The sequence below is a fragment of the Niabella yanshanensis genome (genome assembly GCF_034424215.1).
In the GTDB taxonomy this organism is placed as follows: domain Bacteria; phylum Bacteroidota; class Bacteroidia; order Chitinophagales; family Chitinophagaceae; genus Niabella; species Niabella yanshanensis.
In genome coordinates, this window is sequence record NZ_CP139960.1 from 1160824 (window position 1) to 1173828 (window position 13005).

General features: G+C 41.8%; 16 protein-coding genes. 10 read left to right on the top strand and 6 right to left on the bottom strand.

Features of this window, described 5'->3' with window-relative positions; all coding sequences use genetic code 11:
• Positions 1-37 precede the first annotated feature (37 nt).
• Positions 38-1693, top strand: coding sequence for an alpha-L-fucosidase (locus U0035_RS04335; RefSeq protein WP_114788822.1), 1656 nt, complete (start codon positions 38-40; stop codon positions 1691-1693).
• 631 nt (positions 1694-2324) lie between these two features.
• Here the strand turns inward: U0035_RS04335 and U0035_RS04340 are convergent.
• Both U0035_RS04340 and U0035_RS04345 read right to left on the bottom strand, forming a co-directional pair.
• Positions 2325-2579: a transposase gene (locus U0035_RS04340; RefSeq protein ID WP_162817715.1), complete on the bottom strand. Its 255-nt coding sequence runs from the start codon at positions 2577-2579 to the stop codon at positions 2325-2327.
• Positions 2576-3004 carry a hypothetical protein gene (locus U0035_RS04345; RefSeq protein ID WP_114788824.1) on the bottom strand — a complete coding sequence of 143 codons (429 nt, stop codon included), beginning with the start codon at positions 3002-3004 and terminating at the stop codon, positions 2576-2578. Before U0035_RS04345 ends, U0035_RS04340 begins: the two co-directional genes overlap by 4 nt.
• Before the next feature lie 807 nt (positions 3005-3811).
• Between U0035_RS04345 and U0035_RS04350 the strand changes: the two genes are divergently transcribed.
• Positions 3812-5539 (top strand): tetratricopeptide repeat protein, encoded by a 1728-nt coding sequence (locus U0035_RS04350; RefSeq protein WP_114788826.1) that lies wholly within the window; start codon positions 3812-3814, stop codon positions 5537-5539.
• A 230-nt stretch (positions 5540-5769) separates the two neighbouring features.
• Positions 5770-6516 carry a YoaK family protein gene (locus U0035_RS04355; RefSeq protein ID WP_114788827.1) on the top strand — a complete coding sequence of 249 codons (747 nt, stop codon included), beginning with the start codon at positions 5770-5772 and terminating at the stop codon, positions 6514-6516.
• A gap of 42 nt (positions 6517-6558) precedes the next feature.
• Here U0035_RS04355 and U0035_RS04360 read toward each other — a convergent pair whose 3' ends face one another.
• The gene (locus U0035_RS04360) at positions 6559-7266 is read right to left on the bottom strand and encodes a Crp/Fnr family transcriptional regulator (RefSeq protein WP_114788828.1); all 708 of its coding nucleotides are present in this window, start codon (positions 7264-7266) and stop codon (positions 6559-6561) included.
• An 82-nt stretch (positions 7267-7348) separates the two neighbouring features.
• On the opposite strand from U0035_RS04360, the gene U0035_RS04365 reads away from it, so the two are divergent.
• The 5 genes from U0035_RS04365 to U0035_RS04385 all read left to right on the top strand — a co-directional run bounded on the left by U0035_RS04365 (position 7349) and on the right by U0035_RS04385 (position 9847).
• Positions 7349-7735 (top strand): biotin/lipoyl attachment domain-containing protein, encoded by a 387-nt coding sequence (locus tag U0035_RS04365; RefSeq protein WP_162817716.1) that lies wholly within the window; start codon positions 7349-7351, stop codon positions 7733-7735.
• A gap of 17 nt (positions 7736-7752) precedes the next feature.
• Entirely contained in the window at positions 7753-8370 is a 618-nt protein-coding gene (locus tag U0035_RS04370) for a class I SAM-dependent methyltransferase (protein WP_245957533.1), read from the top strand.
• 142 nt (positions 8371-8512) lie between these two features.
• On the top strand, positions 8513-8842 hold the full coding sequence (locus tag U0035_RS04375) for an ArsR/SmtB family transcription factor (protein WP_114788830.1): 330 nt from the start codon (positions 8513-8515) through the stop codon (positions 8840-8842).
• Between the two features lie 59 nt (positions 8843-8901).
• On the top strand, positions 8902-9378 hold the full coding sequence (locus U0035_RS04380) for a DUF6428 family protein (protein ID WP_114788831.1): 477 nt from the start codon (positions 8902-8904) through the stop codon (positions 9376-9378).
• Between the two features lie 55 nt (positions 9379-9433).
• Positions 9434-9847, top strand: coding sequence for an arsenate reductase ArsC (locus tag U0035_RS04385; RefSeq protein ID WP_114788832.1), 414 nt, complete (start codon positions 9434-9436; stop codon positions 9845-9847).
• Here U0035_RS04385 and U0035_RS04390 read toward each other — a convergent pair.
• From U0035_RS04390 to U0035_RS04400, 3 genes are all read right to left on the bottom strand, one after another.
• On the bottom strand, positions 9807-10211 hold the full coding sequence (locus tag U0035_RS04390) for a HEPN domain-containing protein (protein ID WP_114788833.1): 405 nt from the start codon (positions 10209-10211) through the stop codon (positions 9807-9809). The two genes, U0035_RS04385 and U0035_RS04390, sit on opposite strands and share 41 nt — an antisense overlap.
• Before the next feature lie 63 nt (positions 10212-10274).
• A complete protein-coding gene (locus tag U0035_RS04395) occupies positions 10275-10625 on the bottom strand; it encodes a hypothetical protein (protein ID WP_114788834.1) in 351 nt (116 codons plus the stop codon).
• Positions 10622-11068 carry a hypothetical protein gene (locus U0035_RS04400; RefSeq protein ID WP_114788835.1) on the bottom strand — a complete coding sequence of 149 codons (447 nt, stop codon included), beginning with the start codon at positions 11066-11068 and terminating at the stop codon, positions 10622-10624. The genes U0035_RS04395 and U0035_RS04400 overlap by 4 nt, the downstream gene beginning before the upstream one ends.
• A 137-nt stretch (positions 11069-11205) precedes the next feature.
• On the opposite strand from U0035_RS04400, the gene U0035_RS04405 reads away from it, so the two are divergent.
• Both U0035_RS04405 and U0035_RS04410 read left to right on the top strand, forming a co-directional pair.
• Positions 11206-11586, top strand: a complete 381-nt coding sequence (locus tag U0035_RS04405; protein WP_114788836.1) for a helix-turn-helix transcriptional regulator — start codon at positions 11206-11208, stop codon at positions 11584-11586.
• Between the two features lie 208 nt (positions 11587-11794).
• Positions 11795-12949, top strand: coding sequence for a hypothetical protein (locus U0035_RS04410; protein WP_114788837.1), 1155 nt, complete (start codon positions 11795-11797; stop codon positions 12947-12949).
• Positions 12950-13005: the final 56 nt, after the last annotated feature.

Below are 13005 nucleotides of genomic sequence, written 5' to 3' on the forward strand. Positions count from 1 at the left end.
TAGTTTTTTGGCAAATTACAAATTGAAAAAATATTAAATGAAACGAAGAACGTTATTAAAGCAAATAGGTATTGGCCTTCCGGCATTAGCCCTGACACAAAACAGTAATGCAGGATTATTTCTTCAGGACCTGGCAGGCGAGAAAATTATGAAAGGGCCTTTTAAGCCTACATGGGATTCTCTGCAGGCATACAAAGTGCCGGATTGGTATCGGAATGCCAAGTTTGGTATCTGGGCTCATTGGGGGCCGCAATGTGAAGCAGAGGCCGGGGATTGGTATGCCCGCGGCATGTACGAAGAAGGCTCTCATCAGTACAATTATCATATTAAAAAGTATGGACACCCCTCCCGATTCGGCTTCAAGGATGTTATTAATGAATGGAAGGCTGATCAATGGAACCCTGAAGAACTTGTTGCATTATACAAAGAGGCCGGAGCTAAATATTTTTTTGCTATGGCCAATCACCACGACAATTTTGATATGTACAACAGTAAGTATCAAAAAAAATGGAACGCTGTTAATCTTGGGCCTAAAAAGGATATAATAGAAGGTTGGGCTAAGGCTGCCAAAAAAGAAGGACTCCCCTTTGGATGCAGCATACATGCCGCTCATGCGTGGCGATGGTTCGAAACTGCTCAACGCAGCGATAAGTCCGGGTCTTCTGCTGGTATTCCTTATGATGGCAAAATGTCAAAAGCTGATGGAAAGGGAAAATGGTGGGAAGGACTGGATCCCCAGGAGCTATATGCTCAAAATCATCCATTAAGTAAAGATAGTTGGGACAATGGGTCTGTTCACAGGCAATGGCATTGGGGCGAAGGAGTATATCCGCCAAGCAAGGCCTATATTGAAAAATTTGTGAATCGCACCATTGATTTAATTAACCGGTATGAGCCGGACCTGCTTTATTTTGATGACTCACAATTACCATTTTGGCCTATTAGCGATGCTGGTTTGCGAATAGCATCTCACCATTATAATTTTAGCTTGAAAAAATATGGAGAAATGCGGGCTGTTATCAATGGCAAAATACTTGATGAACAGCAGCGTAAAGCATTAGTATGGGATATAGAACGGGGGCAGGCTAACGATATTTTACCGCATGTTTGGCAAACCGATACTTGTATTGGTAGCTGGCACTACGACAGAACAATATATGAAAGAAACCGCTATAAGTCACCACAGATGGTGATTCAAACCTTAGTAGATGTGGTTAGCAAAAACGGGAACTACCTTCTGAATATTCCTGTTCGCGGAAATGGCAGTATAGATGAGTTGGAAAGAAAAATTGTTAGTGATATTACCAAATGGATGAAATCCAATAGCGAGAGCATTTACGATACCCGGCCATGGCATATTTTTGGTGAAGGTCCTTCAACTCAAAACCAAGCGGAATTAAGTGCCCAGGGATTTAATGAGGGCAGGACTAAATTTACTAGTGAAGATGTTAGATTTAATACTAAAGGGCAAATAATATATGCCACAGTTATGGACTGGCCGAAGGATAACACAGTGCTGATTAAAAATTTAGGTACAGACAGCGTTCACTTTAAGAAAAAAGTTTCAAATGTAGAATGGCTGGAAGCAAAGATCTCTTTACCGTTTGAGCAAACTGAGCAAGGATTAAAAGTTACTTTCCCGGATAGAAAGCCTGATTTTTCTTTTGCCCATGTGTTAAAAATTATAAGCTAATTTATAGACGAATGACAAAGGCATTAGCATGTTCTTTCAAAACACAGTAAGGGAATAAGCTTCATATTAGTGATGAAAATAATCATTTATTTGATGCCTGGGATGCTCGGGAGCATAACCTTTTAATGATGAGTATTAGTTGCATCCTGAATTGGCAAAAATTCGATATAAGTTGTAAGTAACTCGATATTTACTGATTTTTTGTTGTGAGATTAAATAAAAAGCACACTTCAATGAGCGAACACATTTGTGTTTCAAAATGGTTGCAAGGTCTTTTTTAGTTTTTTTACAAAAGCATCCTGTACACTTTTAGAAGCAGACGACATTGGTCTTTAATACCTTAGTTGTTGCAAGTTATGCTTAACGGTCGGATGCTTATAAGAAACTTTTTATTTAATACGCTCAACGGTTTATAATTTTATATTGTCGTATGAAGCGGACGCAGGCTCTGCTGAAGAGCAACCTGCCAGGAATAATATGACCGAATTAGCATCTGTCAATAGCCATTGGTATCAATGGCTATTTTTTTTGATGCATTTCCGCCGTGCGTCAAAAAAACTAATTCCCGGTTCTTTATCCTCCTACTACTGCTTCAACATATTTTTGCTTTGTCTTTAGCACATATCTTATCCTAGCAATCAAATGCCTGGCAATGCGTATGGTGGCTTTGTTTCTTTCCCATCAGCATTGCCGGGTCTTTCCTGATTACGCTCCAACTGCTTTCCACCAGCGCTGTACGCAAAAAATGGTTTTGACGGCCTGTTATACCTTTGACTATTTTGGTATCGCCGGTATCGGGCACCAGACCCGAATAACCACACAGGTGATCGAGGTTTTTAAATCGGTTAATATCCTGTAGTTCAAACAAAATAACCACTGCATTCACTTCTCCGAAAGCAATTGTAGTTTCTTGCGAAGTCCCATGTTTGCAAACCTGGTTCCAGAAAGGAAAATAGGTGATCTCTTTTTTAATGCTATCGAAACCCTTATATCTAAATTACCTGTCCCAGCATACACAAGCTCAACATCCTTATACCGTTTACTTTTCTGAAGTAGTTCTTTCTGCGCTTTCAACACTAAATTGTCAGGCTCGTTCAATGCCGATTGAATTACTAAATCAGCACCAAAATCCGCTTCTGTTTGTTGTTGCAATACTGATTGCGAGGAGCGGTCTCCACCACCGCCCTCCACTCTAAGGGTCAGTTTGATTTGATTTTCATCCGGGCTTTCTTTCTGCAAAGCTTTTACTGCCACTTTTTTGCCAGCAGCTACTTTATTCCAATGTCCCATCTCTGGCAGAGGAATATTCATACGTTTGCAAGCTTTACGAAGTCCATTGTCAGAGATATCGTATTTTTTTGAAAGTGCCAGCAGTGAATCCGACCATACCAGATCATAAAGTTGTTGACGTGAGAAAAATTATCGTTGTCATAGCCTGATTGTTGCAGGTTTTAACTGTTCATAGGCAAATTACGAATAGATTTCATTAGCGCCATCCTGGCAGTCGGGTAATTCGCAAAATTTCAGGAAATCTTCAACAATAGCGTTCGATAATTCTCCCGTACGGGGTACAATAAACCATTTTGGTTAAATCAGTAAGAGGTTGCTCAGGTTCGGGCAGCCTCTTTCCCTTTAGTAGCGCGGCTTTCGGCAGCAAAACGGAATACATTTCCGGTGTTCGATAAATGTCGCCATTGTAAGCAATTCCTTTATCGAACACCATCTGCAAAATGGACTATTTTGCCTCCACGCCAGCGGAAGGACAAAGAAACACTTCTTTAGACAGCAACACATTTTGCATTTTAAGGCCGCTTTTATTTTCCCAGGCAAGTTTTAAATTTTAAAGGTGTTTGATTCTGCGTACACACGTAACTTGCGATGTTGCGCAGTACATTTCAGTGCATTTACATGTTGTCGCAGTACATCCACCATTGGCGATTACTGCCCGGTCTATCCCCTATTTATGTGAGCTTGGTAGTGTAAAAATTGTAATACATTTAGTAGCAATTGTTCATAACAACAATCAGAATAACCCAATACTACCGCTGCAGGTTTTGCTCCGCGTATAAGGATGGTAGTTGAATTGAAGTAAAAACCGATACAACCTAAACACACTATATGCAAAAGCTCCTCTTTTTCCTTACCTTATTTGGCCTGAGCACTGCATGCAACAGGCTTCAGAAGAAACAGCCTGATCCAACCCGGCCGAATACCGCCATTATCGGGTGCATGCCTAAAACTACAGATAAAGCCTGGTATGCTGCCGGTACAAAAGCACCACTGTTAACGGGGCTTGAAGGCATTGACTTTGACATTTCGACCAGTAACCAAGAAGCGCAGGCTTATTTTAACCAGGGAATGATGCTGGCCTATGGGTTTAACCATGCAGAAGCAGCCCGCTCCTTTTTTGAGGTCAGCCGGCTAGACTCCGCCTGCGCCATGGCCTACTGGGGCTTTGCCTATGTGCTGGGGCCTAACTACAACGCCGGCATGGAAGAAGATAATTACCAACGTGCCTACCAGTCTGTCCAAAAAGCTATTGCCCTTGCAGGTAACTGCACAGCAAAAGAAAAAGCTTTGATCTCGGCCTTATCAGCACGGTATGTAGCTGCACCTCCGGCCAACAGGGCTGAGCTTGATAAAGCCTATGCTGCGGCCATGCAAAAAGTATATCATACTTATCCTGACGATGCAGATATCAGCGCCTTGTATGCTGAATCGCTTATGGATATGCACCCCTGGGACCTATATGATAAAAAGACAAAAGCGCCGAAACCCTGGACTCCTGAAATCGTAAATATATTGGAGAAACTGATCCAGCAATATCCTAAACATCCCGGCGCTCCGCATTTTTATATCCACGCTGTTGAGGCGTCTGCTCAACCGGAACGGGGCTTGGCTGCTGCCGACCTGTTAATGAACCTTGTTCCGGGATCGGGGCACCTGGTACATATGCCATCCCATATTTATATCTGGACGGGCGACTACCACAGAGGCTCACTGGCCAATATAGCAGCTATAAAAGCAGATAGCACGTATATCACTTCCTGCCATGCGCAGGGCGCCTATCCGCTGGCATATTACCCCCATAACTATCACTATTTGGCGGCTACAGCAACATTGGAAGGTAACTCCAGGCTGGCCTGGGAAGCTGCAAAAGAAGTACAGGAAAAAACAGCAAAGGATATTATGCTACAACCCGGGTGGGGAACACTACAGCACTACTATACGGTTCCTTATTTTGTTGCCGTAAAGTTTGCATTGTGGGATAGTATACTAGCCATGCCCCTTCCGGCAAAGGATCTGATCTATCCCCGCGCTATCTTACATTATGCCAGGGGCATGGGCTTTTTGGGACAGAACCAAATAACAAAAGCCGAAAATGAGTTGGGCCGCCTGAAAGAGCTTGCCGGGGATACCGTATTAAAAACAATGACCATTTGGAACATTAACAATATGCAGGATATTGTACAAATTGCCGTGCATGTACTTGGCGGGGAGCTATACAAAAACCAAAAAGAATACAGGAAAGCCTATAAAGAATACCATAAGGCTATTGCCATTGAAGACAACCTGAATTATAACGAGCCGCCCGATTGGTTTTTTTCTGTTCGCCATCATTTAGGCAGGGTATTGCTTGAGGCAGGAAGCTATGCAGAAGCGGAAAAAATATACAGGGAAGACCTGGATACCTGGAAAGAGAACGGCTGGGCCTTAAGCGGCTTGTATGAAGCGCTTCAAAAGCAAGGCAAGGCTACCGCGGCAGATGTGAAAAAACGTTTTGATAAGGCCTGGCAATACGCGGATACGGATATTATCAGCAATTCCCGTATTCCGAAACTGTAAAGCGGTCAAATAAAGTGCAGCCTTCGCATAGGAGTTATCAGCCAGGTAGTATATAGCAAACATCATGTAAAGATAGAAGAAACATTGCATGGTCGTAAATTCCCTTGCCCTACTTCTATAAACTATCGACAGGCACGCGTTACCAGGTCAAAGTAAAATACCCAGGCAAGCCAGGCTAATGGGTTGCTCTTGCCTGGCAGTTTACTACCTTTACTCATAAATCTCATTTAATGTTCAGACATCACGGTAAGACAAGGACATTAAGCCACAACTTAAAGGTAGCATCTCTCCTATCATTTGTGGCGGGCATTGTAAACGTGGGCGGATTTCTTGCCGTACAGCGGTTGACCACTAACGTGACGGGACATTTTGCTTTTTTTGTGGATGAAGTTTTTAAGCTGAATCCATTGCAAAGCTTTATTTACTTTCTCTATATATTCTTTTTTTTCCTGGGTTCTTTTGTCTCGGGCCTGCTAACCGAAATGGTAGCCAGAACCAATGAACGCCTTATCTATGTAGCACCTGTTATTACTGAAAGTATCATACTGTTGACGCTGGGTATACTCACTCCGGAGTTCGTAAAAAATCACCCTGACGTCATAGCGTTCAGTTTGCTGTTCGCAATGGGGTTACAAAATTCTTTAGTGACAACTATTTCCAATGCAGTAGTGAGAACAACACATCTTACCGGCCTTTTCACTGATCTGGGTATTGAAATAGCGCAACTTTTCTTTTATAAATCACGCAAGCAAAAGCACCAACTATCATCGGCTATCCAATTGCGCCTGACAATCATCAGCTTTTTCTTCCTGGGTGGCATTACTGGTGGCATTCTATATTCCAGGCTAACCCTTCATATGCTGGTTTTAGCAAGTGTACTTTTAATGACCGGGCTGGTTTATGACAACATTAAATTCAAGGTAATTCAACTCAGAAGAAGATACAGAAACGGGAAAACCGGAGGCTTTCATCAATAGTAAAATAACTGCCTGTGTATACCTGATACAGGCAGCGCTGAATCATTGGTAGTTTGCAATCTTCGTCAATTTCATTACGTCATGAATCAGAATCTTACTGCCCTTTGTTTCCAGGATGCCTTCTTCTTTAAATTCAGAAAGTATTCTTATAGCATTTTCAGTTGCGGTGCCCACCATGCCTGCAAGGTCCTCCCGGTTCATATTGATCACAACCGGCATACCCGGCTGAAAGTCTACTTTATACTTTTCGCGAAGTAAAATCAGTTGAAGTGCCATACGCTCCCTGACAGACCTTTGCGTAACCAGGTTCAATCCATTCACGAGAACAGAGAATTCATGACTTAAGGTTCTTAAAAGCCGGTAATTAAAGGTGGGTGATTGCTGTAGCACTTTTAAAAAATCTTCCCTGGGTATAAAGGCTATTAAACTATCCTCCAGCGTTGCAGCAGTATCGGGATAACGTTCCCCGGTGATCACCGCATGATACCCTATCAATGCACCGCTGTTGGCAACATAAAAAATCTGCTCCCTGCTGCGGGCATTTGACTTGAATTTCTTTACTACCCCCTCAACAATATAGAAAATTCCACCGGGTAATCCACCTTCTTTAAATATAACCTCTCCTTTCTTATAAACCTGCTCAACGCGGTTTTCCATTAGTAAGGATAAATCCTCAGCCGGCAGTCCTAAAAGAATTGATTCACGCTTGAAATCCCATTTTTCAATCGGGAAAATATCCTTGATACTCATCGTTACAAAGGTATTTAATTTCAAAACTGATAAATCGCAGTTTTTCCAATCGCCCTGGCTTCGAACTTTGCACCCTCAAAGTATGAAAGAAAGTAAGGAGCGAAGGTATACGCGGGATCATGAATGGGTTGACTTTTATAGGAGTTACGCAATAACCGGTGTCAGCCGCTTTAAACTGACCGGTATCCGCGAAATAGACAAAATTATATTTATTCCCCAGGTATCGGGTTTTATAAGGGAAGGAACTATTTTGGCAGCTATCTTTTGCAGCGACTACCAGATCATGGCCCATATGCCCATAGATGGTTATATTATTAAAATTAACGACCAATTAAGCGCAAAGGATCTGCTAGGCAATCCCGAAGGCGAGGGCTGGATAGCCATTATAACGCCCTGGGATGAAGAACACAAGACAAGGCTGCTTACCGAAAGCTATTATACCCCCAAATATAAAGGTCTACAACTGTGAGTCAAACCAAAGAAACATTGTCGAAAAAAATAAAGGTTCAAAAAGATGCGGATGCATTGTTCTATTTGCAGTCGGATGAGGCATTTAACACGCTTTACCCTGATTCCATACAGGCACTCGCCAGGTATCATTGGACCCCGCTCGAAATTGCAGTAAGAGCAACAAAGTTCCTGGCCGTCACAAATAATGTGCGCATATTGGACATAGGCTGCGGCGTGGGAAAGTATTGCCTTGCTGCCGGGTATTACGCGCCTCACGCTCATATTTTTGGTGTGGAGCAAAGGCGATACCTGCTTTCCCACGCAAATACAGCAAAAGAAAGACTGGGAATACCAAACACCCATTTTATACATGCTAATTTTACCCAGCTTGATTTCAACGATTTTGACCATTTTTATTTTTTCAATTCATTTTATGAAAACCTTGATGAAATGGAAAGAATTGACAACAAAATTGATCACAGCCCGGAGCTGTTTAATTACTACAACGGATACCTGTACCGCCTGCTGGACCAAAGGCCTGCCGGTACCCGGCTAGTTACCTTTCATAGCCTTGAGGACGAAATTCCTCCGGGGTATCACACTGTACAAAACACGCCCGGAGATTTTCTTAAATTCTGGATCAAAGCCGATTAAACATAATTGGTAAAGAGTGCATACGCAAATGGGGAGCTCCGCAGCCTGATATTGGATTTACGCAGGCGCTGTTGTATTTCGTCAAAAAATATTTTTTTATCTGCAATTACTTTATCGTAATATTGCAATTAATAGTTAGCGCATGGGTATTACAAAAACTGAAATATTTAATAAGCAGCAAAACCGGCTGGCCACCATTTTAAAGGCGCTGGCCCACCCGGCGCGTATTGCCATACTCCAGCACATTATTAAATCCCAGGCCTGTATTTGTAACGACCTGGTGGAAGAACTGGGCCTTGCACAGGCCACTATCTCCCAACACCTGCGGGAATTAAAAAATACCGGGATTATTAAGGGTAGCATTGAGGGAACCAGTATTTGCTATTGTATTGATGAGAAAGTGTGGGCACAGGTAAGCAAGGAACTTTCAGGATTCTTTACCTCCTTTACTCCTGTAAAAAGCTGCTGTTAAAAAAATTTACAATCATTCATCGTAATAATGCAATATTATAAACAATAAAAACAACAATTATGAAGCTGTCTGAAATTAAAAGCCTGTTGCCAGGCCTGGATAATGTAGCATTCACATTACCTGACGGCACCCAGGTGCCGGAACATTTTCATGTAACGGAAGTGGGAATTGTAAATAAACACTTTATAGATTGTGGCGGAACCACCCGCTATGAAACCAAAGTGAACTTTCAGCTATGGAATGCCAATGACTACGAACACCGTTTAAAGCCCGGCAAATTGCTACATATTATCAACCTTTGCGAACAGAAACTTTCCATTAACGACAACCTGGAGGTGGAAGTGGAATACCAGGGCAACACCATTGGCAAGTATGCCCTTGATTTTGACGGGGCATCCTTTGTTTTGGTATCCACCGTTACCGATTGCCTTGCAAAAGATAATTGTGGCGTACCACCCCAAAAGCAAAAACTATCTTTAAAAGATTTACCGGTTAATACTGAAAGCTGCTGCACCCCCGGGGGTGGCTGTTGTTAAACATAACAACGCCGGTTACATCATAAAAAATCATTCAATCCAAACAAAAAAATACATGAAAAAAGTTTTAGTGCTTTGTACAGGAAACAGTTGCCGCAGCCAGATCGCCGAAGGTTATTTAAGGCATTTTGCCGGTGATAAGGCTGAGATCTATAGCGCCGGTGTGGAAACGCATGGCGTTAACCCCAAAGCCATAGCTACTATGAAAGCCGATGGCATTGATATTTCGAGCCATACTTCTAACAACGTTACGGAGTATAGTAATATCGATTTTGACTACGTAATTACCGTATGTGACCATGCTAAAGAAAGATGCCCCATCTTCCCTGCTAACGCGGTAAAATTCCATTATAATTTTCCTGATCCTGCAAAATTCCTGGGAACGGAAGCAGCTACTGAAAAGGAATTTGCAAGAGTAAGGGATATGATTAAAGACTATGCGCAAAACTTTGTTCAAACCCACCTGTAATGCCTGCAAGCAACGGGCTTAATAATGCCAACAGCTTTTCCCGCACTACCTCCAGCTCCTTAAAGCCTACTTCAAAACCTTCATCATACCTCGCTGCACAATACGATTTTTGAAGTAGCCTGAATGCATCCTTTTCTTTTTGCGTGATGCCCCCAAAGACTGCTGCAACGCCCGGGCTTAAAAAGCTTAGGTATTGATTAAGGTGGCTGATGTTATGCGTATGCAGCGCCAGCCCGGTTTGAGATTTAATAAAGGCCGTTAACACCAGTTCTGTAGCCTGGTGGTACATAAAAAGGGCCAGCTTATAGTGTTTGCGAATGGAAACCGTTTTTATCCGTAGCCGGAAGGCTTTGCACCAGCACATCTTTACGCCGCTGCTCCCATTGCGGGTTGGTGTTGTAAATAACCGGGGCGTTTAATACAACGGTTACTGCAAAAGCATCCTTGCCTGCAGCCAACGCACAAAGCTGCTGGTTTGCATTACCAGGCAACTAACCGTATGGTAGCGGCCGCAGTGTTGCTCCATTTCTTCCTGGTAGGTTTTATGCCGCTTATCATCGCCGGTAATTAATACCAGCAGCCAGAATGCGGAGGTGCGCGCAGCGGAAACGCCGGGTGGTGCAAATATATTTTGAGCTGTATTGAGCTTTTTACCTAAAACAAAGATGGTGTCCACCTGCGTAATTGTATTGATGGTGTCCACCACCTTTGTGGTTATGGCTTTATCTGCTTCGGTGAGATAAAGCGCCTGATGGTTAGCAACGGTTAGTTCTTTCATAGTTGGCTGTTTTTAATAGGCCTGGGTTTACGCCGCCATTTTTTAAACCACCAGTTTTGGTACTGATCCCCCCACCGGGTATAGCGGTTTATCATTTTTCCGCTGCCTTCGCGTGGGAACAACATGCCCACAGCATCCATTTCTTTAAACAGCTGGCTAATATCCGCCTCTATATACTGCGGCTGCCCGTAGCCGTGGGCCATAAAATAATTGATGAGGTGCTCTTTGGCGGCGCCCCTGCCCTCGCGGTTCCAACTACCGCAAGCCAGGTTATCCATAAAATCGGTGATCACTTGTTTAGGCGTTACACCCACCAGGCGGCAGAGCAGCAGGAATTGGTATGGAAGAATGAAATTAAAATTAGCAACACGATCCCAGGCTCCGGTTTGCCATTTTAGCTCCGGCTTAGGCTTGCGTTGTTTGCGGGTGGGCTTCTTTTTCATGGTGTATGTTTTCATACCCTAAATTTCCACCAGCTACTGCCGCTATCCTATATGAAAAGGCAATAAATTATTGGGTAAATGAGGTATTTTAGCGAAACGGTTTGTTTACCTTTGAAAAACGTATAAAATAAAATCTTATGGAGAAAACAATACATCAGGGCAGAAATGTAAAGCGGTTTAGGGAAATGCTGGGTATGAAACAGGAAGCTTTGGCTTTGGAATTGGGTGACGATTGGAACCAGCGTAAAATATCATTGCTGGAGCAGAAGGAAGAAATTGAAGACCCATTATTAAAGCAAATTGCTGATGTATTAAAAGTACCAGCTGAGGCCATTAAGAATTTTGACGAAGAAGCTGCTATAAATGTTATTGGCAATAGCTACCATGATAACTCCACAAGTAATGTAAACTATCATTGCACCTTCAATCCCATTGATAAAATTGTTGAGCTTTATGAAAAACTGGTAGCGAGTGAAAAAGAGAAAGTGGAACTATTGCAGAAGTTGCTGGAGAAGTGAAATAAGAATGATTTGCCTATGTTTTTCTAGCCCTATTTCTGGATTATTGAAAAAAGTGGCAGATATGCCTGACTTCGTATGGAATAAAAGTATAGATCTACCTTCATACAATTATACTTGTTACTATTTTAAGCTGCTGATAACGGCGCAGAAATGAATGAAACTGACAAAGTACAATAATCATTGCTGCTATTAACAACCAAAACAAATGAAAAAAGTCACTTATTTAATTGGCGCAGGAGCCAGTGCGAATGCACTTCCTGTAGTTAACGGCTTAACGGAGAGATTTAAACTCTTTTGCTCCCATTATCAGGAATACTTAAGAAACATCGGAAACGGATCTTCCCAAGACTCGGAAAACAGGGTTCAATTAATAAGAAATATAGAAGAGCATTATACAGTAGATACATACGCTAAGAAATTATACCTTCAAAATAAACATCTACATACCAATAGTGAGTACAACTTATTGATCAATCATCTTTCTGCATTCTTCATTTATGAACAGCTTAAAAAAAATTTGGATGATCCTTGCAATAGTTTTCTGAAATCTATAAATGCAAGGCATAACCAAGGCATATTTGGGGCATTTTCTAAAGATCACGAGGATAGCATTAGGCAAAAGATGAAAAATGATAAACGTTTGCTTGATCTCATGGTTAAGGATTTGGATTACAGGTACGATTCTTTTTTTGCAAGTGTGTTAACACATAATGAAAAAGAAGAAATAGTAATGCCCTCTGAAATAAGTATTGTTTCCTGGAACTATGATTCCCAATTCGAAAAGGCCTATATGAACTTCACTGGTGCATCATACGACCAATCGTTAGATGCACTAAATTTTGTTGGATTAAAAGATGGAGAAACACTGAAAGAAGGTCAATCCGCGTTTATAAAACTTAACGGCACCGCAGGATTTTATAATAAAGGAAGCAGTTTTGGAGATTTATTCGATTACTCAAAGCATCATGTTAACAAGGAGACTTTTTCCATATTTAAAGAAATTTTATCTAGTCCTAGAAGCCGACATGAAAATTCGTTGAGATTTGCCTGGCTAAAGACAGATGCCGCGGAATATGCTATTGAATCTGCACAAAAGGTTTTATCGGAAAGTGATATAATTGTTGTTGTGGGATATTCTTTCCCTTATTTTAACCGGGAGGTAGATCGAAAAATATTTGAGTTTGTTAATCTACCCTTCATGGATCGTCGTATTACAAAAGATAGTCTTCAAAAAGTTTACATCCAAGCACCCAAAGATAATATTGATTCTATTATAAAAAGATTTGAAAGTATAAAACCGGGGAGGCTCGTAGAAGGATTTTCAGAAACTGATCAGTTTCTGATACCAAATGAAATGTAGTAGTTATAAATGCATTCCCAGATTCTTTAAAGTGATTTAAGATTTTTTAGTTTCCT